We start from the raw sequence: 20,777 nt of genomic DNA on the forward strand, positions 1-20,777 counted from the left end.
GAGAGTTGTTGAAGATCGTCTGTCGTTGTTAACGACGATTTTCATGAGTTGCCTCTTATACTGAAAATAGATGCCAGGGTTAAGCTGTTTAAAGCAATTTTATGGATTATGCCGATAGTTTTACATAGAAACTACTTTAAATACCGCGGCTCGTCTATTCTTAATTACAGTCAATTTGCGGCCAAAGATAGAAATTTTATAATACGGCCTTTATCACATCCTATTAATGAAACCTAAATCATCACTTTAGAAGTAATCTTTTTCATTAGTTGAGGCTCCGATTGCTCAAATAGAATCGCGCAAATATAGCCGTGCATCTTAAATAGCAAGGTTTTTCACAAAAAAATTATGCCGTAAACGGCCCGGCTAAATGGCTACCTTTGCCGCTTATCACTCTGCCGCTTATGATTATTCGGGAAGCGAAATTTCTGATGAGCAACTCCCGCGTGGAGCAATGCCCTGCCCCTACCATTCCGGAATACGCCTTTATTGGACGTTCTAATGTGGGCAAATCTTCTTTGATCAATATGCTTACTGGGCAAAAGGGGTTAGCCAAAACTTCTTCTTTACCCGGTAAAACTCAGCTGATCAATCATTTCCTCATTAATAATGAATGGTACCTGGTAGATTTACCCGGTTATGGATATGCAAAAGTTAGCAAAGAGTCTCGTGTGAAATGGGGCCGAATGATTAATTATTATTTACATAAAAGAGAAAATCTGGCATGCGTTTTTGTTTTACTAGATGCACGGCACCCACCACAAGCCGTTGATCTTGATTTTATGGAAACGTTAGGTGCAGGCGGCATTCCATTTGTAATGGTATTTACTAAAGCAGATAAGCTTTCAGGTTCGAGGGCTCAACAAAATGTTGTGGACTACCTACGAAAGATGGAGGAAACTTGGGATGAGGTACCGCGCCACTTTCTAACCTCGGCCGAGGAAAAAACGGGCCGCGATGAGGTGCTCAACTTTATCGAAGAAGTAAACCGCCAACTGGCTGAAGAAGCGTCAAATACGTAAATTTGGCCTTGTAATTGCCTTAGTAGTCGTCATAGACACTTCATCAGTTTCTTTGTATTTACATGAAAAAACTCCCCCTCCTATTGGGTATTGGCCTGCTAGCCCTTTCGGCGCCGGCTATGGCACAGAAAACCAAGGTGCCGGCCAAAACCGATGCTCCTGCCCCGGAAGCCGCGCCAGAGCAGGACGCTCCGGCTCATGCCCCAAAAGCAATTCCCGTAGCTGAATACTATGAAGGTGGCCAAGACGCCATGTATAACTTCATATATCAGGAACTGAAATATCCCATTCTGGCCAAGCGCAACCGTATTCAGGGGCAGTGCATCGTGAGCTTCACGCTGAACACCGATGGCACCCTGAGCGGCATTAAATTGGTGAAGGGCATTGGTGGTGGCTGCGGCGAAGAGGCTTTGCGCGTGGTACGCCTGCTTAAGTTTAAAAAGCCCGATTACGCCATCCTAACCAGCCTGCCCATTACGTTCAAACTGTAGCACCTCGTTCCGGCAGCTGCTACTGCGTACCTTAGCACTTTCAACAACTGTTTTTTCCTATGCCTTACGACCTGAAGGAAGTTGCCGCTATCAGCGGAATGCCCGGTCTGTACCGCCTGCTAAAGCCCACCCGCGCTGGCGTTATTATTGAAACTCTGGATGCTAAAGCCACCCGTTCGGTAGCCTCGGCCCGCAATAAGGTATCGCTGCTCCACGAGATTTCTATTTATACCCAGGATTACGACCAGACGGTACCCCTGACGGAAGTATTCGACCGTATTCATCAGAAGTACGGAGCTGATCTACCCTTAAGCAATAAGTCTGACGACCGGGACCTGACCGCCTTTATGGGCGAAATCATTCCGGACTATGACCGCGACCGGGTATACATGTCCGACATCAAGAAACTGGTGACTTGGTACCGGGCTGTTAGCAGCACGCTGGAATATCAGGCACCCGCCGCTGATGACGCCGCTGAGGAAGAAACTACTCAAGAAGAAAGCACGCCGGCTAGCGACGAAGCTATGAGCACTGCTGGCATTATTCCGGCTACTGAGGAAAGCAATGCAGCTGGCAACCCAGAAGCAGCTACTCCCAAAGCAAGCAAGAAAACCAGCAAAAAGGCTGAATAGCTTTTTCAATGCTACATAAAAGAAGAAGGCTCCCGATGCATCGAGAGCCTTCTTCTTTTATGTACTATAAGGAGTAGTGGCCTAGCCGTTTACTGCTGTCTCGTTGGCATGTTCGCGGGCCAAGAACTCCTCTGCTTTTTCAACTAGCTCGGGTGAGCCAATAAACAGAGGGCAACGCTCGTGCATTTCCTTGGGCTCGATTTCCATGGTGCGACGGCGGCCACTGCTGGATTTGCCGCCGGCCTGCTCAACAATGAAGGCCAATGGGTTGCACTCGTACATGAGGCGCAGCTTACCATTAGGCGCCTTGGCCGTGGGCGGATACATATAAATACCACCCTTCAAGAGGTTGCGGTGAAAGTCTGCTACCAAGGAGCCGATATAGCGTGCAGAGTAGCTCTGCTCTTTGCAATAGGCCACAAACGCTTTCATTCCTTCGGAGAAGGACTCCGAGCTACCTTCATTAATAGAATAGATAGCCCCCGTCTTAGGCGTTTGAATATTGGGGTGTGAGAGGAAGAATTCACCCAGCGAAGGCTCATAAGTGAAGCCGTTTACGCCATTGCCCGTGGTGTAGACCATCATGGTGCTGGAGCCATATATTACATAGCCGGCAGCTACCTGATGGGTACCAGGCTGCAGAAAATCTTGGCTGGTACCTTCACTTCCCGTAGGCGATACCCGGCGGTAAATACTGAAGATAGTTCCGATGCTTACGTTAACGTCAATGTTCGAAGAGCCATCCAGGGGGTCGATGGCCACCACGTACTTACCCTGTACATTGCCGGTCTGGATTACATCTTCATCTTCCTCTGAGATAATGGTGCACACTTCCCCACCGTTGCGCAAGGCCCGGATAAAACGAATGTTGGCAATAACATCAAGCTTCTGCTGGTCTTCGCCCTGCACGTTGCGGTTGCCATAGGCACCCGCAATATCAATCAGGCCAGAGCGATTGATTTCTCGGTTCACGATTTTGGCTGCCAGAGCGATATCGCGCAGCAATTGAGAAAGCTCTCCGGTAGCATACGGAAAGTCCTCCTGCTTACGCATGATGAAGCGGTCCAGAGTGGTGCCAACGGGCAACGCCAGTTTGTCGTGTTGATTCATAGGGAAATGAAATGTGTGCGGGTGGTGGGTGCTCAAAATTAGTCTTTTCTGGCGGGCTTTGGCAAAGGGTAAGTCGGGAGCACCTTCACCTAGTTTACGGCTTATCCTCAGTTACGCTGCCCATAACATACGAGGTGCATAGTGGCCTAGCTAAATTATTGTACAGTTATCAGGCTATAGGAACCCGCCGCGAAGTACGGAGCGCGGCCACTATAGTGCTGGATAGTTGTACGCCTTTCTGGGGTAAAAAGCCCGTTGAGAGGGCATGTTTCGTATGGTTCGTCCTACATTTGGGGCCATGCACACATTGCCTCTTCTTACCGTTTATAAGTTCGGGGGCGCATCAGTGAAGGATGCCGCCGCAATTCGTAACCTGCGCCAAATCGTAGCCACCACTAGCTCCGGCCAAAGCCTGCTAATAGTAGTGTCGGCCATGGGCAAGACTACGAATGCGCTGGAGGACATCTTCCAACTGGCCTACAATGGGCAAGAATATGAGGCTGCTTTTGCGCAGCTGGCTGATTTTCATCGCTCAGTTGCGGAAGAACTACGCACCGGAGACGCCACTGCTGATAACCCAGTTGATGAACTGCTAGAGCAATTGCACGACCGGTTGGCTACCCTTACGCCCGGCGACTATGACAAGCAATACGACCAAATAGTGAGCTTTGGCGAGCTACTAGCTACCCGCATTGTGGCTCTGGCACTAGTTGCTCAATGGCTTGATTGCCGCCCTTTGCTCCGTACCGACCATACCTGGAGGGAAGGACGTCTAGACTGGCCTACCACAGAGCGTAACCTGCGCGCAACGGTACCCGCGTTGTTGCAACAAGGCCACGTAGTTACCCAGGGTTTTTTGGGTGGCACGGCCAGCAGCCACACCACTACCCTCGGCCGCGAGGGCTCCGATTACACGGCTGCCATCCTGGCCTACTGCCTGGATGCATCGTCGGTAGTGATTTGGAAAGACGTGGCGGGCCTGTTGAATGCTGACCCCAAGGTGTTTCGCGATACCGTCCGCTATCCGGAAGTGAGCTACCAGGAGACCATTGAAATGGCATACTACGGTGCATCAGTCATTCACCCTAAAACTATTAAACCCTTAGCAGTACGCCAGATTCCGCTGCTGGTGAAGTCGTTTCTGGACCCTACGGCCGAGGGCACCAAGATTCATAACTGCCGCCACGGCCTGCTGGCTCCGGCTTACATCCGCAAAACTAACCAGTGCCTACTCTCTTTTGAGTCGAAGGATCTCACGTTTATTTCTGAAGAGAACCTGGAAGTGATATTTGGGGCACTTGCCCAGGTGCGACTCAAAATTCACTTAATGCAGAACTCCGCCATCAGCTTCTCAGTGTGCACTGATTTCTCGGCGTTCCGGCTCGACAAATTGCTGGGGCTGCTGCGCGACCAGTTTTCCATTCACTACAACACTGGCCTAGACCTATACACAATTAAAAACTATAACGCCGCCAGCATTCGCCGCCTTACCGAGGACCGGCAGCTGCTGCTGGAACAGCGCACCCGTCAAACTTTTCAGTTTGTGTGCCGGTCCGACTCTCACGAGCATTTGCGTTGATAGAATCCTGTAGGCCAGCTACTCAGCCAGTCGGCGGGGCCGCACCAGATAGGTAGGCTGGCTTGAGCATAATTGCGTTTTTAGAGGCATCAAGCCATAATCATTGCCCAGCAAGAGTGCATCTGCTTATCTTTGCGGAGAATCATTCTTGTCTGGTGAGCCATTCGTCCGAATCTTTTCCTCTCCCCACTCCTCCTTCCCAGAGTCACTTACGCGGCCGTTTGGGGCAGGCAGGCCTACGGGCTACCCGCCAGCGGGTGGTTATTTTGGAAAGCCTCTTGATGCTGCCCGGTCATCCTACGGCGGAGCAAGTTCATCGACGGGTGGTGGAGCAAGAGCCTACCGTTTCGTTGGGTACCGTCTATAAAGCGTTGGATTCCTTTGTGGCCGCTGGGCTCACGCGCCGCGTGGCATCTGCTGAGGGAGCTTCTCGCCGGTATGATGCCGACTGCTCTGAGCATCACCACCTGTTCTGTACCGATACCCAGGAGATTATTGACTACTGCGACCCGCAGCTAGACCTCTTGATTCGTGAATTTTTTGCTGCCCGGGGCCTGAAAAACTTTCAGCCTCACTCCTTCTCCCTGCACGTTACTGGTGTGAAAGGCAAAAACTAATTCGGCCATCCTTAAAGACTGAGCGTATAACCCTGACTTACAGGCGCATTACGCAACCCTAAACAGACTTACTTTTCATTTTAATTTTTCAGACTCATGTCAGTTCTTGTTGGCAAACGCGCTCCTTCTTTCAAAGCTACTGCTGTTATCGACGGCGAATTTGAGGAGGACTTCTCTCTCGACCGCTACCTGGGCAAGAAGCACGTTATTTTCTACTTCTACCCCGCCGACTTCACGTTTGTGTGCCCCACGGAAATCATTGCTTTCCAGGAGCGTCTGGCTGACTTCGAGGCTAAAGGCGTAGCCATTGTAGGCTGCTCTACCGACACGCACTTCTCGCACTTTGCCTGGTTGCAGACTGCGCGCGACAATGGCGGCATCGAAGGTGTAACGTATCCCTTGGTAGCCGACGCTACCAAAACTATTGCTGCTAACTACGACGTGCTGGGTGGTCACTTCGACTACAACGAAGCCGGTGAGATGATCTTCGTAGGTTCGCCCCTGGCCTACCGTGGCCTGTTCTTGATCGACAAAGACGGCATCGTGCGTCACCAAGTGGTAAACGATGGTCCGCTGGGCCGTAGCATCGATGAGGCTATGCGCATGGTGGATGCTCTGCAGTACTTCGAGAAGAACGGCGAGGTGTGCCCCGCTAACTGGGAGGAAGGCAAAGAAGCTATGTCGGCCACCCGTGAAGGTGTCGCTAACTACCTCGGCAAGCAAGCTGCCCACTAAGCACTTGCACTAGTGGCCCGCTACCGGCACCTAGGCCAGTACTTAAATTGTAAAAAGCCCCAGCCGTTACGGCTGGGGCTTTTTTTATGAAGTTGCTAGTGCGGGAGCAGAACCGCGTACTTTTGCACCATGATCCTTCGCCGGGCCACCTTGGCTGATATTCCGCACATCGGGCAGTTGTTCTACGATACCATCACCCAGATCAACTCCGCCGACTACTCCCCCGATCAGGTGGAGGCGTGGCGGGGTGGGTGGCAGAATACGGCGGGGTGGCAAGCCAAGGTAGAAGCCCAGCATTTTCTGGTAGCCGAAGCGCCCACTGGCCTTGCGGGCTTCGCCTCTCTGCGCCCCGATGGCTACCTCGATTTTCTCTTCGTCAGTGCTCAGCACCAGCGCCAAGGAATAGCAAAGCTGCTGTTGCACGCCCTGCTGCAACAAGCCACTCTGCTAGGCCTGCCCACCGTTCATACCGATGCGAGCCGCACCGCCCGCCCGTTCTTTGCGCATTACGGGTTTGAAGTAGAAGGGCAGCAGCAGCCAGTAATTCGCGGGGTAGAAGTTCCCAACTTTCGAATGGTGAAACTCCTTACTGTTCTTCACTCAGATACTCAGCTTTAACCCTTGCTTTTTCTGTATTCTTTTGGTCTGCGCCTCTACGCCATGCTGCTGCAGTTAGTGGCTTCTTTCGTGCCCAAAGCGGCGCGTTGGGTGGAAGGTAGGCAAGGCCTGTTACCTCGCATTCAGGCCGCTCTACTCCATGAAACGGCACCGCTAGCCTGGTTCCATTGCGCTTCATTAGGTGAGTTTGAGCAAGGCCGCCCCTTGATGGAAGCCTACGCCGCTCAATATCCTCAACATAAGATTGTGCTGACGTTTTTCTCGCCTTCAGGCTACGAGGTACGTCAGAATTGGCCCGGCGCGGCCTACGTGTTTTACCTGCCCCTCGATACGGCTGCAAATGCCCGGGCCTTTCTGGATGCCGTGCGGCCCCGGTTGGCCGTGTTTGTAAAATATGAGTTCTGGTATTACTTCCTCACGGAGCTGCACCGCCGCCAGATTCCAACCATCAGCGTGTCGGCCATCTTCCGGCCAGAGCAAAGCTTCTTCCGTCCTTGGGGAGGCTTTTTCCGGCGCATACTAGGGCGGTTCACCCATATTTTCACCCAGAATGATGAGTCAGTAAGATTACTGCGCGAGGCTGGCCTAACGCAAGCCAGCAAGGCTGGCGACACTCGCTTCGACACGGTGGTACGTACCGCGGCGGCTCCACCACGCTCCCTACCGCTGGTGGAAGCGTTTGTGCAAGACCGGGCGCCGGTGTTTATCATCGGGAGTAGCTGGCCCGAAGACCTTCCCGCTCTCACGCCCCTGCTGCAGCAATACCAGCAGCAGCTCCGCTTCATTGTGGCACCCCACGAAATCAGCGAAACCAATCTGCGGTTAGTGGAGCAGGCGCTGCCGGGGCAAGTGGTACGATACTCCCAGGCTGATGCAGCCACTGTAGGCCAGTCGCGCGTCCTGCTCATGGACAACGTGGGGCTGCTGAGCCAGCTTTACCGCTTTGGGCAGTATGCCTACATTGGTGGGGCGTTTGGCAAGGGCTTGCATAATACGCTGGAAGCGGCGGCTTTTGGGCTGCCTCTTTTCTTTGGCCCTACGTATGGCAAGTTTCAGGAGGCCAAGGATCTGGTGGCGCTGAACTGCGCATTTCCCATTCAGCAGCCCAACGACTTACTCCGCAGCTTTGCGTATCTCTACCATGATGAGGCGGCTCGGCTACGTGTCCTGGATGACAGCCTCGAATACGTACACCAGAGCAGCGGTGCTACCGAACGAATTATGCGCTGGATAGAAGGTAAAGTAGTGAAATAATGCCGCGCTGAGCCTGTTGCCCCCGGGCGTTGCCAGTACCGCCTAGGCCACTAGGATGTAGAATTCCTACTTCACCATTTAACTACTTTACCTCTCCCAACTTCACCTTTCACCATTCCCCTATGACGGGTATTGTTGTTAAATCCACGGGCTCGTGGTATGTAGTGCGCGAACTTGCCACGGGGCAGCTGCACCGCTGCCGCCTGCGTGGCAAGTTCAAAAACAAGGGTCTCAAAGTAAGCAACCCCTTGGCCGTTGGCGACCAGGTAGATTTTACTGTGGAGGAGCAAACGGAAGGTGCCGGTGTAATTCACCACATCGAACCGCGCCGTAACTACATCATCCGACGCTCCGTGCATAAGAGCGAGCATGCCCACATTGTAGCCGCCAATCTCGATCAGGCCCTGCTAGTAGTCACGCTGGCTTCGCCGGCCACGTCTTTTGGGTTTATTGACCGGTTTTTGGTGACAGCAGAGGCCTACCACATCCCCGTCACACTTCTCTTTAACAAGACTGATATCTACGATGAAGATTTGCTGGATTACCAGGAGCAAATAGCCAAGATGTACAAGCGTGTGGGCTACCCCAGTCTGCGCAGCTCAGCACATACCGGCGAAGGTGTTAGTGACATTGATGCGCTTCTGGACAATAAGGTAAGCCTACTCTCGGGCCACTCCGGCGTAGGAAAAAGTACCCTTATTAATGCCTTAGTCCCTGACCTCGATCTAAAAACGGCCGAGATAAGCCAGTTCTCCGATAAAGGCGTGCACACCACCACCTTCGCCGAGATGCTGGAAGTGCGGCCAGGCACCTACCTCATCGATACACCCGGCATTAAGGAACTAGGGCTAGTAGACGTTAAGAAGGGCGAGCTGGCGCATTACTTCCCCGAGATGCGGGCCCTGCTCAACCAGTGCCGCTACCATAACTGCCAGCACATTCACGAGCCGGGCTGCGCCGTGCGCGAAGCCGTGGACAAAGGCAAAATTGCCCTCCCCCGCTACGACAGCTACGTGAGCATGCTGGAAGGCGACGATAACCGCCATTAGACTTGCGGGTGAACAGAACGTGGGCTGACTGGTTAATTAGGCTTTGTTGCAGGACCTAGGCCTCGTGGCAGCGTATACAACGTAGGGGCTTAGCCCGCCACCTAGGCCTGTTCCAAGCAGCAGTTACATTTTCACTTGTCATCACTTCATTACCAATGTCGCACACCGTTGCCTTTTTGGGCCTGGGAAGCATGGGGCTGGCTATGGCCACCAACTTGCTGAAGGCCGGTCATCAGCTTACCGTTTACAACCGCACTGCCAGCAAAGCCGACGAACTTAAGGCGCAAGGTGCCAAAGTAGCTGCCACGCCAGCTGAGGCCGTACAGGATGCTGATTTCGTGTTTACCATGGTCACCGACGATGCTGCCCTTCAGGAAATATGCTTGGGCACTGATGGCATCTTGCCTGCCATGAAGGCCGGCGCCATTCACGCCTCCTGCAGCACCGTAGCGCCCGGCACCAACCGCCGTCTGGCCGAGGAGCACGCCGCCCACGGCAGCCACCTCATTGCTACGCCCGTGTTCGGCAAGCCTGATGTGGCGGCAGCGGGCAAGCTGTGGCTGGCCTCCGCCGGTGCCGATGCTTCGGCCCGCGAGAAGGTGCGGCCGTTGCTGGAGGCGCTAGGCCAGGGCGTGCACGATTTCGGCGACGACCCCGGCGCGGCGAGTGTGGTAAAACTTTGCGGCAACTTCATGCTGGGTGCTGCCATTGAGGCCATGGCCGAAGCCTTTACGCTGGCCCAGAAGAGTGGCCTAGATCGGCAGCAGGTGTATGAGTTTTTCACCAGCACCATCTTCAACACGCCCATCTACAAAAGCTACGGCAAGCTGGTGGCCGAGCGCCACTACCAGCCGGTGGGCGCTCCGCCGGCCATCATCCGCAAAGATCTGCGCCTGGTGCTGGATGAGTCACGCGCCCAGACGGCCCCGATGCCCTTCGCCAACATCATTCACGACAACCTCTCCACTACTGTAGCTAAGAATGAGCAGGTAGACTGGGCCGGCTTCGCGGAGCGCGCCGCCGAAAACGCCGGCCTCTAGGCCAGTCAGGTAGCCGAGTTCTGCGAGTTGTTCCACTTCAGCCCTTCGCAGAACTCGGCTACCTTCTTTAACCAGCTGCTTTCCTACCACAAAAAAGCCCGGCTGAAGCAGCCGGGCCTTTCTAACCAATCAGGAAATCTTAGGGGAGCTATTTGCCTTCCGGCAGCAAAACATTATCAATTAGGTGAGTAACGCCGTTGCTGGAAATCACATCGGGAGTTTCCACATTGGCGTTGTTGATCATCACTTTGCCATTTTTCACCGACACCTTAATTTTCTCACCGTTCACGGTCGTCAGCTCTTGGCCATCTTTCAGGTCCTGAGCCAGCAAGCGGCCGGCAATTACGTGGTAGGTGAGCACGCCTTTAAGCTTCTCCTTGCTCTCGGGCTTCATCAAACCAGCCAGTGCGCCTTTGGGCAGCTTGTCGAAGGCAGCGTTGGTGGGCGCAAAAACCGTAAATGGGCCCGTACCGCTAAGCGTACCATCAAGGCCGGCAGCCTGCACGGCTTTCACCAGGGTAGTTACGCTCTTGGCCTGCACTGCATTCTGCACAATTGTGCGGTCGGGCGTCATGGCCACGCCGTCTACCATTACGCCTTCTTTCTTGCCCATCCGAGCCGAGTCGGAAAGCATAGCTGTGGAATCAACGGTAGTTTCGGTGGTAGTTTCAGTGGCAGCAGTAGTTTCTTCAGCCGACTTATTTTCGCCGCAGCTAATGAGGCCGAAGGAAACAGTACCAGCCGATAGTAAGGCTAGCGTGGTGATACGCAGAGTCTTCTTCATAAGAAGGTAGAACAGGGTTTGGTAAGGGAGAGAAAGGATAGTTTTACCGGAAGCCAAGCTTCAGGAGATGCTTACGCAACTCGCCCATAACTCGGATGTTTGAGGGCGCCTAAATTGGCTACATTTGCGCCCCTTATGCACCGGCATCGGCCGTGCTTGCGTATACGCACATCACCCAACATTTCTACCATCCATGAAAACTGCCGAAATCCACACCAATAAAGGTGTAATGAAAGTGGAGTTCTATGAGCAGGATGCTCCGAACACCGTGAAAAACTTCACCGATCTGGCTCAGAAAGGCTTCTACGACGGCCTGAAGTTTCACCGCGTTATCCCCAACTTCGTGATTCAGGGCGGCTGCCCCAACACGCGTGAGGGCGCGAAAGGCATGCCTGGCACCGGCGGCCCCGGCTACAAGATTGACTGCGAGCTGACCGGCGACCATCAGTACCATGAGCGCGGCGCCCTGAGCATGGCGCACGCCGGCCGTAACACGGGCGGCTCACAGTTCTTCATCGTGCACGACCGTCAGAACACCGCCCACCTCGACCGTAACCACACTGTGTTCGGTAAAGTGGTAGAAGGCCTGGACATCATCGACCAGATCAAGCAGAACGATACCATCGAGAAAATCGTGGTAAGCGAGCAGGCCTAGGCCAGCCTGCAATAACAAAAAAGCCCCGCGTACCTGTTGGTACGCGGGGCTTTTTTGTTATTCCGGACGAAGTGAGAAATCTGAGTTGGCATTTAGGCCAGGTATCAGATTTCTTGCTCTGCTCGGAATGACAGGCAAGTGATACTTACCGACGACGGCCGCGCTGGGGCTTTTCGTCTTCGTCCTCGTCGTCATCATCCTCACCAAAGCTAGGCATGGTGAACATTGATGAGAGAAGGTCCTTGAACTGCGCACCGGCCGTGAGGCGGTTACGCGAAATCAGGCTGTACTCGGAGAGGCCGTGCAGCAGGAATTCCATTAGGAAGTAGGTGGTTTCCTTGTCCTCGTTGGGGTGCAGCTCCTTCACTATATCGCGGAGGCCGGGTACCTGATCGAGGGCGGCGTGGTAATCCTTGTCGGAGGCATCATGCAAGATGTCTACGGTATGGCCACTGCCGAACCACTCCTGCACCGTTTTGTAGGGGCTGGGGCGGCCTTTCAGTTTCTTGGCTTTGTCGGGGTCGGGGAAGTAGTTGAGGAACAGTGTCCGCAGAGCTTTGCCCATTAGCTTCTCCGCCACAATGCCGGCTCCTTCCTGCTCGCCTTCATACACCAGCTCCACTTTACCCGTAATGGCGGGCACTGCCGAAACGAAATCAGCTACGCGCACATAGGTTTTTGCTTCACCATTGATGAGGGCCCGGCGCTCGGCGCCAGCCACTACCTGCTCGTAGGCCGAAATGGTCAGACGAGCTGATACACCACTCTTGGCGTCTACGAACTCTGAGCCGCGCGCCTCAATGGCCACCTGCTCTACCAAATCGTGCACAATCTCGTTGGTAGTCACCAAGCCTTTCTGCTCCTCTTTAATGCGGGCTTCCTGCTTGGTAATGCGCTTGCCGATTTCAATCGACTTGGGATAGTGCGTGATGATTTGGGCGTCGATGCGGTCTTTAAGCGGGGTTACGATAGAGCCGCGGTTGGTGTAGTCCTCGGGGTTAGCCGTGAACACAAACTGAAGATCTAGCGGCAGGCGCACCTTAAAGCCCCGAATCTGAATGTCGCCTTCCTGCAGAATATTGAACAGCGACACCTGGATGCGGGCCTGCAGGTCGGGCAGCTCGTTGATTACGAAAATGCCCCGGTGTGCCCGCGGAATCAGGCCGAAGTGAATCACACGCTCATCAGAATACGGCAGCTTCAGCGTGGCGGCTTTAATAGGGTCGGCGTCGCCGATAAGGTCGGCTACCGATACGTCGGGGGTAGCCAGCTTCTCAGTGTAGCGGTCGTCGCGGTGCAGCCAAGCTACGGGCGTATTGTCGCCGTGCTCAGCAATCAGGTTTTTCGCAAATACCGACAGCGGCTGCAGGGGGTCATCGTTCAGTTCCGAGCCCTCTACCACGGGCACGTACTCATCAAGTAGGCCGATCAGCAGTCGGGCAATACGAGTTTTGGCCTGACCGCGCAGACCGAGGAGGTTAATGTGGTGGCCGGCCAGAATAGCGCGCTGGAGCTCCGGAATTACGGTTTCTTCGTAACCAAAAATGCCCGGAAACACGTCTTCTTTGCTGCGCAGCTTGGCGATAAGGTTATCGCGCAATTCCTGCTTCACGGAGCGTGGCTGATAGCCAGATTTTTTCAGGGCACCAAGGGTGCGGATGTCGGGTTGGGTCATACGGGGGAGTGAGTTACCAGCTTGTCTACGTGAGCCCGACTAGTAGCAGTCGGCGTCAGAAGGCCGGATTGGTAGTATAACTAGCAAGTAGGGCCAATGGTTCGGCCGCAGAAAATGTAGCCCTCAACAACCAATTGTATATGCCTTTTTTCCATTGACTTCTTTTTTATATTATAATTTATATATTTTTATTTATACAACGCCTTAAACAAGTGCTATATGAAAAGGGCTTTGAAAATTGTTGGTATCCTTGCATCTGTGGTGATAGTCCTCTTGATTGGGTTTGTGGTGTTCGTGCAGGCCCGAGGAATCCCAAACTATACTGTGCCGACGCTAACGCCTCAGACCGTAGCCAGCACTCCTACGCGGGTAGAGCTGGGCGAGAAGCTAGTACTGGCCTCCTGCGCCGATTGCCATCTTAACCGTGCAACTAACTCGCTTTCCGGCCATCAACTACTGGATCTAACTCCGGACTTTGGGCAGGTTTATTCCGCCAACATCACTCAGGACCCCAACTACGGCATAGGCAAATGGTCGGATGCCGAGTTGGTAACCCTGCTCCGCACAGGCATTGGGCGCGATGGGCGATACCGGGTCATCATGCCTAGCTTCAGCCAAATGTCGGATGAGGATGTGAGCAGCATTGTTGCGTTTCTTCACTCAGATAACGCTATGGTAAAGCCAGACCCTACTCCTACGCCTCAGCAAGCACCTTCCTTTCTGCTTAAGGCGCTTACCAATACGGTGATGAAGCCCACGCCCCTGCCAACGGCAGCGGTGGTAGCTCCCGCTCCCACTGACGCACTGGCCTACGGGCGCTACCTGGTGGTGGGACGCTATAAATGCTACGATTGCCATAGCGCCGACTTCAAAACTAACAATGCCCTTGAGCCCGAAAAGTCGAAGGGGTATATGGGTGGCGGCAACCGTCTTCTGAATACGCAGCAACAAGAAGTGGTGACGCGCAACATCACCGGCGACTCCGAAACCGGCATTGGTGACTGGACGGAGGAGCAATTTGCCAAGAGTGTGAAGTATGGCCTCTCGCCTAACTCGCCTCTTGCTTACCCCATGCCCAAATACTCAGCCCTGACGGATGAGGAAGTGCATGCACTGTTTATCTATTTGCAATCGGTGCCTAAAATCCAAAATGCTACGCCAGAAGATAAGCCTGCCATTGCGCTACGCTAGCTTACTGTACACCTAGCGAGTAGGTCTTCAATGAAAACGACGGCCCGGATGCAACATCCGGGCCGCCGTTGTTACGGGGCAGTGGCTTACCGGCCGTTTACACCGACTTGCGACGGTTGCGCTTGTAGTCCTCGAAGATCAGGTGGCCTAGCCCTTTGAGGGAGCTGTAGTAGGCCTTTCCCTGATTCACCTCTGTAAACTCTTGCACAAACTGCTGCAGGTACGGATCGGAGGCAATCATGAAGGTGGTGATGGGCACCTTTAGACGACGCGCGGCCGCGGCCAGGTTCAGGGTTTTGTTAACGACTTTCCGGTCGAGGCCAAAGGCATTCTTATAGTAGCCGTTGCCTTCCTTCAGACAAGTTGGCTTGCCATCAGTAATCATGAAAATCTGCTTGTTGGGCGTTTTGCGCTTACGCAGCAGATCCAGAGCCAGCTCTAGGCCAGCTACCGTGTTGGTGTGGTAGGGGCCCACTTGCAGGTAAGGCAACTCCTTCACCTCAATCTGCCAGGCATCATTACCGAACACGATAACGTCGAGGAAATCCTTGGGGTACTTCTGCTTTACTAGCTCAGCTAGGGCCATTGCCACTTTCTTGGCGGGCGTGATACGGTCTTCGCCGTACAGAATCATGGAGTGCGAGATGTCAATCATCAGCACCGTGCTGGTCTGCGACTTATGCTCGTTCTCGCGCACCTCTAGGTCGCCCTCGGTCAGCATGAAGTCGCCGGAGCCGAGGCCGTGGTTGAGCTGAGCATTGCGGATAGACTCCGTCATGGAAATCTGGTCGAGCGAGTCGCCGAAGCGGAACTCCCGCATGTCGGTGCTCTGCTCGTCGCCCTGGCCGGTGTGGGGCGTGCGGTGGTTACCCTGCCCCGATTTCTTCAGCTTACCAAAGATTTCTTCCAGCGCGCTCTTGCGGATGGTTTGTTCGCTTTTGGCAGTGATGTTAAAGGCCCCCTGCTCCTGCGGGTCTTCATCAATGTATCCCTTCTTCTTGAGGTCCTCAATGAAGTCGCCCATGCCGTAACCGTCATCGGTCAGGCCGTACTGTTTATCGAGCTCATTAAGCCAGGAAAGTGCCTCTCCTACATCACCGCTGGTGATAGTAATGAGCTGCATGAATATCTTGAAAAGGGAGTCAAAACCTTTCTCGGTTGACTCCTCGGGCACGAAGTCCCGGAAACGAAAGCCTGCTGCCATATGAAGGGGGAGTGAGAAATCAGAACAACTGCACGGGCAGCAATGTTCGTTTTGTGTGCCGGATTGCTCCCGTTGAGTTTTGCGGGGTGCGTTACTGGCCTAGAAGCCAATTTCTCAAGTTACCAAGTTCCCTCCATACCCCACCACACCCCATGAAAGCTATCTGGAATAACACCGTTGTGGCCGAAAGCGACGACACCGTAGTAGTTGAAAACAACCACTATTTCCCCGCCGACTCCATCAAGCGAGAGTTTTTTGAGGACAGCATTGCCCATACAACCTGCCCATGGAAGGGTCGCGCCAGCTACTACTCCCTGCGTGTCAATGGAGAGCTTAACAAAGATGCCGCCTGGTACTATCCGGAACCTAAGGAGGCTGCCCAGCAAATTGAGGGCCGCGTAGCCTTCTGGAAAGGCGTTAAAGTAGAAAAGTAGCTCTCTACAGAAAGGCTGGCCTCAACCAGCCTTTCTCTTTTATATGCCTATAGGAGCATGGGCAGATAGTTAGCAGAGGCCCAGTGTTTGTTACAAGCGCCACAGCACAGGCTGCATTCTTATTGAGGGGTTTGCTGACATAAAGCTTAACGCATCTTATGCATTTGCCCGCTTCAAGAGGCACAACAGGGAGGTAGAATTTTTCAGGGCGAAACGCAGAAATAAGGCTAACAGCGGAACAGTGGCCTACGTATAGAAAGCTCTCTTTCTCTTTCCTACATGAAGTTTTCATTACGTTTACTAGGCCTGTTGGCTACTGCTGCTGGCTTGTCCCTTACCAGTTGCGATACTACTCGCGAGACGGCTACCACACCGGGTGCTCCCACGGCCATGCCTTCAGAAGCCCAAGGGGTAGATACGGTTACGAGCTACCGCCGCGACCTTACCCAGGGTACTACCCAATACCGCGTGCGGACGACTGGGGAGGGCAGTATGCGGATGCTAACTGTAGCCGTACGCCAAAATGGCCGGGAGCTGGCCGCTGTGCGAGACACGCTAGATGGCGAGGTGCAGCAAGCTTCGCTCTTGCCGGCTGCTTCTAGTACTGCCCCATCTAACCTCTTGGTTTTTGTGCAAAGCGCCGGTAGTGGCTCCTACGGCCAACTATATGGCTACGTGCCCAATGGCCAGACGTTACAGCGCCTGCCCGTCTTACCTGAATTAACGGGGTCAGCCAGCCAGGGCTACCAAGGCCATGATACGTTTCAGGTGCTAGGCCAGGAAATTGTGCGCACGTTTCCGGTCTATGCCCCTGCTGATGCGAACTGCTGCCCCACTGGCGGCCAACGGACGGTGCGCTATACCCTAGCTAACGGCACTGCTGGGTGGCGGCAGGGGAAAGTGGAGCAGAGCCGCGCTAAATAGCTCCGCCTTGCTAATCAAATTCCTACTGTCCTCTCTAGAGTAGCACTAAACTTAGACACTTGAAGCACCCAATTTTTGTAGCGCCTTTACTCTTAGATAGAAAGATTTCCCCGCTGGCATAATTTGTCCCTATTTATTATATTAATATTGACTTATATAAATAGCTTTGGCAAACTATAGTTAAAAGGAAAAATACAACTGATTTCTTTCACTCTCGTTTACTTTCTTAGTCTCTCCCTGGACTACTGTTCTGCTTGGTGACGCACCAGCTGACTTTTGGCCTCTCCTAACCCATTCACCATTATGCGTACCTCTTCCTTCTCCCTTCTCTTACTCGCTTCCGGTTTGAGCGCGGCCTTAACTGCCTGCGACTCAGCTCGCCCGGTAGCCAGCGAAAGCTCCGACGACTCTGCCTCAACGACTCCTACGGTTGAAGCTTCTGATGTGAGCTTCGACCGCGAAGTTACGCAGGGGAACTACCGCTTTACGGTTAAGACCTATGGCTCGCAGGAGCAACGTGTAGCTAGCATCCGCTCCTACCGTGGCACTGCCCAAACCATTGACCCACTGCGCCTTGACATCAACGGCGCAGTAACGAACGTGGCTTCTGGTGACCTGAACGGCAATGGCAAACCTGAGTTGTATATTTTCACGGACAACAAGAAGGCCAACGGCGGCCTGTACGCCTATGAGTTTGGGGAGCGGGGCTACACCCCCATCACTGCTCCTAGCACGCCTAGCGGCAACGCAGGCACCGGCTACTCTGGCCAAGACACCTATCAGATCAGTGGAAACAAGCTCGTTCGCACGTTCCCGGTAACCACTGCTACTGCTGCCACTGATGGTACCGCTCCTGCTGCCAGCAGCCGTAGCATTGAGTACACTCTCGATGCCTCTGGCAAGCTGATTATGGGTCAGTCAATGGACGGCCAGCGCTAAGCGTACTAACCTGTTAACTAAAAAGCCCCCGCAACTAAGGTTGCGGGGGCTTTTTGTTTAATTCTGATGTAGAGACTGGCCTAGCGGCCGATTTCATCGATCCACTTGAACTTGTACTCCAGCTTGGGTACGGGCATGCGGTCAGCAACGCGGCGCAAGCGGTTGGGCAAGGCCATCACGTAGTCGCGGGCTTTCTCTGCTGCGCCGTTGAGGCCGGTCATCTGTTCAATTTTCCAGTCCTGAATCAGCGTTTCCAGAATATCAGTGTAGTCTTGGCTGGTATACACACCAATACGCTGGGCAGCGTCGGTGAAGTGGCCAAAGGTTTTGCCCATTTCCACACCTAGCTCCCGCATGTAGTGGGCGGGCATTACAATCTTTTTGCGCATCATATCCTCGAAGGCGAGCATCATTTCGGAGGGGTCAACCTCGAAAATCTTCTCCACGAAGGTCTTATAGACGCGGGCGTGGCGCGTTTCGTCGCCGGCAATCATACCACAGATCTTGGACAGCTGCTCGTCGCCGGCTTTGCGGGCCAGCTGGCCTACGCGGCGGTGCGAGATATTAGTAGCTGTTTCCTGATAGCTGGTGTACACGAACGCACGATACGGATCGTGGGCCGTACCCAGATCGAAGCCGTCAGCAATGAGGTGCTGGGTGCTAGCCTCAAACTCGCGCATGTTTACGCGGCCCGAAAGGTAGAGGTAGCGGTTGAGCAAGTCACCGTGGCGGTTTTCCTCGGCGGTCCAGCCCCGAATCCACTGAGCCCAGCCGTTGTTATGATCACGCTTCAGATCATCTAGTTGGTGAAACCATGCTTCGTAGTTCGGCAGGGCTTCCTCCGTAATAGTATCGCCGATGAGCACGGCCAGCAGGTCGTAGCTAAGTTCTTTGGCCCGCTCGCGCAAGAGCTTTACTTCGTCAAAGAAGTTATCGAGGCTGGAGTTGGGCAGAAAATCGGTGGGCTGCCAGCTGTCCTCAACGCTTCTGAGAAAGGAACTCATGTTTTCTTTCAGAAAAGATTCGAGGTGCTGCAGTACTTCCGAGCGGGAGCTGACAGTTGCAATCATGGTGGTGACGGAAAGAGAGAAAGGAAAACTGAGCCAAATGTATGTAATCAGTACCCCGTATTACGCGGAATAAGTCCCAAACCAGTACTATAAAATTTTGGCTTTTTCCGCTACTTCACTTTCACTACATATTCCATCACTTCGCTCACCTGGCTAGTTTGCAGCGGCTTAGGCATGAATTTCAAGGAAGCTGAGGCGGTACTATCGGCTAGCTGCAGGTGCCGGTTGAGCAACCCTGCCCCCTGTTCCGTCAGCATCCAGCTTACATTGGCACGGGTAGCCAACTGACGCAAAGCCAGCGAAAAGTTGCGCGTACCGGTGAGTTGCTGCCGGAAAACGGGCTGGGAAGGATCAAGCGTCTGCCATCCCATCAAGGACAGCACTTGCACGGGAGAACCAAATACCGGGTCGGCAAAGGGCGAGGACGATTTGTACGTCAGTTCTACCGCATCAGACACCAGTAAGCCTGCCACACCGGCTGGCCTGAGTAGCTCACGCCGTAGCGCCTCATTGGTACGCCGCTCCTGCCCTAGCATCGTGCGCCGGTGCCAGGTTTTGTACGCATAGGGCCCAGCAGCCAGCACCAGCACCACTCCTAGTACACCCCACACCTGGCCTAGAGCACCGCGCGTCTGCTGACCTACATAAATCAGGTTAGCCAGCAGCCAGAAATTGAGGAGTGGCAGAGCCAGGCGGGGCGGCAGTTTTAGCACAACGCCTAGGGCCAGCAGCAAGCCTGCAAACGCTAACTGCACGAACCAAAACTCGTGGCGGTATTGCAAGCCGGGCTGACGCCTTACGTGGTAGGCCACCGCCAAAAGAGCTAGTAGCACAGGGAAGTAGTCGCGCCCTAACTGTTGGAGCAGCACCAGGAGCTTCTCAGGAGCTGTTTGCTGCAGAAAATATGGGATATCGAGTGGGGCAGCGCGGGTGAATAGGGCTGCGTTCACCAAAGAAGAATCGCCGAGCATCCAATGGCGCACTTCTGCTAGGCCTAGGCTATCGGTAGACGTGCGAGGCTGCTGGTGATAGAGCTGATAGTCGTTTATATTCGACTTCAGCACATCAAGCCGCCGGAACCGAGCCTCCTCAGGGGTCCAGGTCAGGTTGAGCCACAGGGCCCCGAGCATAGCCCAAGCCACTGCCCCACCTACAACGGGCAGTGCCTGCCGGCGAGCAAGCCACCAAGCACCGGGCAGCGCGGCTATAAGTCCTAGCACCGCCGCGCTGGGCCGTATTAACCAGGCTAAAGCAAACGCCAGTAGCCCCACCAGTAACGCCCAGCGGGCCGGAGCGCGTTGGGCCGCAAACAAGATTCCGGCCCCGGCGAGCAGCAGCGGCACCCGCACGTAATTGAACCAGAAGCCATGCTCTAGCCATGCCACCGCAAAGAACAAGACCAGGAAAATCAACCTCTGGCCTAGCGAGAGTTGAGGCCGCAGCACTTGCTCCAACACCGCAAACGTGAGGACGGTAGCCGCGTACAGTAACCCATACAACGTAAGAGCATACCAGGGCACCAACGGGTATGCGGAGTATAACTGGCTTAAAACTACCGCATAGCCGTGGAAATACAGGTGCAGATTCTCCACGGGAGCCGCGGCTGATACGCCCCGCAACAGCGCTACGATGGTGAGGTCATCGTTAGTTTCGCTGAAGCAGCCTAGCCCTAGGCCACTTACCAGAAGCAATAGCAGTGGCAAGACCAACAGGGAGAGGCGGGGCAGATTCATGCGTGCAAGATACAGCCTCTG

The 20,777-nt window shown here is 54.1% G+C and carries 21 protein-coding genes; 15 read left to right on the plus strand and 6 right to left on the minus strand.

The window, feature by feature from the left end; all coding sequences use genetic code 11:
- Positions 1–404 precede the first annotated feature (404 nt).
- The 3 genes from yihA (at position 405) to EU557_RS12360 (ending at position 2,145) form a co-directional block, all read left to right on the plus strand.
- Complete coding sequence (yihA, locus tag EU557_RS12350; protein WP_135530755.1) at positions 405–1,022, plus strand: ribosome biogenesis GTP-binding protein YihA/YsxC; 618 nt, start codon at positions 405–407, stop codon at positions 1,020–1,022.
- A gap of 62 nt (positions 1,023–1,084) precedes the next feature.
- Positions 1,085–1,513, plus strand: coding sequence for an energy transducer TonB (locus EU557_RS12355; RefSeq protein WP_135530756.1), 429 nt, complete (start codon positions 1,085–1,087; stop codon positions 1,511–1,513).
- 59 nt (positions 1,514–1,572) lie between these two features.
- Entirely contained in the window at positions 1,573–2,145 is a 573-nt protein-coding gene (locus tag EU557_RS12360) for a DUF5606 family protein (protein WP_135530757.1), read from the plus strand.
- A gap of 81 nt (positions 2,146–2,226) precedes the next feature.
- On the opposite strand, the gene fbp is transcribed toward EU557_RS12360, so the two are convergent.
- Positions 2,227–3,255 carry a class 1 fructose-bisphosphatase gene (gene fbp, locus EU557_RS12365; protein ID WP_135530758.1) on the minus strand — a complete coding sequence of 343 codons (1,029 nt, stop codon included), beginning with the start codon at positions 3,253–3,255 and terminating at the stop codon, positions 2,227–2,229.
- A gap of 298 nt (positions 3,256–3,553) precedes the next feature.
- Between fbp and EU557_RS12370 the strand changes: the two genes are divergently transcribed.
- The 7 genes from EU557_RS12370 (at position 3,554) to EU557_RS12400 (ending at position 10,147) form a co-directional block, all read left to right on the plus strand.
- Complete coding sequence (locus EU557_RS12370; RefSeq protein ID WP_135530759.1) at positions 3,554–4,834, plus strand: aspartate kinase; 1,281 nt, start codon at positions 3,554–3,556, stop codon at positions 4,832–4,834.
- A gap of 155 nt (positions 4,835–4,989) precedes the next feature.
- Complete coding sequence (locus tag EU557_RS12375; RefSeq protein WP_167855186.1) at positions 4,990–5,451, plus strand: Fur family transcriptional regulator; 462 nt, start codon at positions 4,990–4,992, stop codon at positions 5,449–5,451.
- A gap of 96 nt (positions 5,452–5,547) precedes the next feature.
- Positions 5,548–6,186 carry a peroxiredoxin gene (locus tag EU557_RS12380; RefSeq protein ID WP_135530761.1) on the plus strand — a complete coding sequence of 213 codons (639 nt, stop codon included), beginning with the start codon at positions 5,548–5,550 and terminating at the stop codon, positions 6,184–6,186.
- Between the two features lie 129 nt (positions 6,187–6,315).
- Positions 6,316–6,804, plus strand: coding sequence for a GNAT family N-acetyltransferase (locus EU557_RS12385; protein WP_135530762.1), 489 nt, complete (start codon positions 6,316–6,318; stop codon positions 6,802–6,804).
- A 3-nt stretch (positions 6,805–6,807) separates the two neighbouring features.
- Positions 6,808–8,058 carry a 3-deoxy-D-manno-octulosonic acid transferase gene (locus tag EU557_RS12390; protein ID WP_135530763.1) on the plus strand — a complete coding sequence of 417 codons (1,251 nt, stop codon included), beginning with the start codon at positions 6,808–6,810 and terminating at the stop codon, positions 8,056–8,058.
- Between the two features lie 122 nt (positions 8,059–8,180).
- A complete protein-coding gene (gene rsgA / locus EU557_RS12395) occupies positions 8,181–9,107 on the plus strand; it encodes a ribosome small subunit-dependent GTPase A (RefSeq protein WP_135530764.1) in 927 nt (308 codons plus the stop codon).
- A 155-nt stretch (positions 9,108–9,262) separates the two neighbouring features.
- Positions 9,263–10,147 carry an NAD(P)-dependent oxidoreductase gene (locus tag EU557_RS12400; protein ID WP_135530765.1) on the plus strand — a complete coding sequence of 295 codons (885 nt, stop codon included), beginning with the start codon at positions 9,263–9,265 and terminating at the stop codon, positions 10,145–10,147.
- A gap of 148 nt (positions 10,148–10,295) precedes the next feature.
- Here EU557_RS12400 and EU557_RS12405 read toward each other — a convergent pair whose 3' ends face one another.
- Positions 10,296–10,931: a fasciclin domain-containing protein gene (locus EU557_RS12405; RefSeq protein ID WP_135530766.1), complete on the minus strand. Its 636-nt coding sequence runs from the start codon at positions 10,929–10,931 to the stop codon at positions 10,296–10,298.
- A gap of 193 nt (positions 10,932–11,124) precedes the next feature.
- Here EU557_RS12405 and EU557_RS12410 point away from each other — a divergent pair, with 193 nt between their 5' ends.
- On the plus strand, positions 11,125–11,586 hold the full coding sequence (locus EU557_RS12410; RefSeq protein WP_135530767.1) for a peptidylprolyl isomerase: 462 nt from the start codon (positions 11,125–11,127) through the stop codon (positions 11,584–11,586).
- A 145-nt stretch (positions 11,587–11,731) separates the two neighbouring features.
- On the opposite strand, the gene EU557_RS12415 is transcribed toward EU557_RS12410, so the two are convergent.
- Positions 11,732–13,261, minus strand: a complete 1,530-nt coding sequence (locus EU557_RS12415; protein WP_135530768.1) for a sigma 54-interacting transcriptional regulator — start codon at positions 13,259–13,261, stop codon at positions 11,732–11,734.
- A gap of 258 nt (positions 13,262–13,519) precedes the next feature.
- Between EU557_RS12415 and EU557_RS12420 the strand changes: the two genes are divergently transcribed.
- The gene (locus tag EU557_RS12420) at positions 13,520–14,452 is read left to right on the plus strand and encodes a c-type cytochrome (protein ID WP_167855187.1); all 933 of its coding nucleotides are present in this window, start codon (positions 13,520–13,522) and stop codon (positions 14,450–14,452) included.
- A 97-nt stretch (positions 14,453–14,549) separates the two neighbouring features.
- Here the strand turns inward: EU557_RS12420 and EU557_RS12425 are convergent, their stop codons facing one another.
- Positions 14,550–15,656, minus strand: a complete 1,107-nt coding sequence (locus EU557_RS12425) for a vWA domain-containing protein (protein ID WP_135530770.1) — start codon at positions 15,654–15,656, stop codon at positions 14,550–14,552.
- A gap of 152 nt (positions 15,657–15,808) precedes the next feature.
- Between EU557_RS12425 and EU557_RS12430 the strand changes: the two genes are divergently transcribed.
- From EU557_RS12430 to EU557_RS12440, 3 genes are all read left to right on the plus strand, one after another.
- Positions 15,809–16,090, plus strand: a complete 282-nt coding sequence (locus EU557_RS12430; RefSeq protein ID WP_135530771.1) for a DUF427 domain-containing protein — start codon at positions 15,809–15,811, stop codon at positions 16,088–16,090.
- 279 nt (positions 16,091–16,369) lie between these two features.
- Complete coding sequence (locus EU557_RS12435; protein WP_135530772.1) at positions 16,370–17,014, plus strand: hypothetical protein; 645 nt, start codon at positions 16,370–16,372, stop codon at positions 17,012–17,014.
- A 303-nt stretch (positions 17,015–17,317) separates the two neighbouring features.
- Positions 17,318–17,953 carry a hypothetical protein gene (locus EU557_RS12440; RefSeq protein WP_135530773.1) on the plus strand — a complete coding sequence of 212 codons (636 nt, stop codon included), beginning with the start codon at positions 17,318–17,320 and terminating at the stop codon, positions 17,951–17,953.
- Between the two features lie 80 nt (positions 17,954–18,033).
- Here EU557_RS12440 and EU557_RS12445 read toward each other — a convergent pair whose 3' ends face one another.
- Together EU557_RS12445 and EU557_RS12450 are read right to left on the minus strand one after the other, a co-directional pair.
- Entirely contained in the window at positions 18,034–19,023 is a 990-nt protein-coding gene (locus EU557_RS12445; RefSeq protein ID WP_135530774.1) for an acyl-ACP desaturase, read from the minus strand.
- Between the two features lie 110 nt (positions 19,024–19,133).
- Positions 19,134–20,756 (minus strand): hypothetical protein, encoded by a 1,623-nt coding sequence (locus EU557_RS12450; RefSeq protein WP_135530775.1) that lies wholly within the window; start codon positions 20,754–20,756, stop codon positions 19,134–19,136.
- Positions 20,757–20,777: the final 21 nt, after the last annotated feature.

The sequence above is a fragment of the Hymenobacter wooponensis genome, assembly GCF_004745865.1.
In the GTDB taxonomy this organism is placed as follows: Bacteria; Bacteroidota; Bacteroidia; order Cytophagales; family Hymenobacteraceae; genus Hymenobacter; species Hymenobacter wooponensis.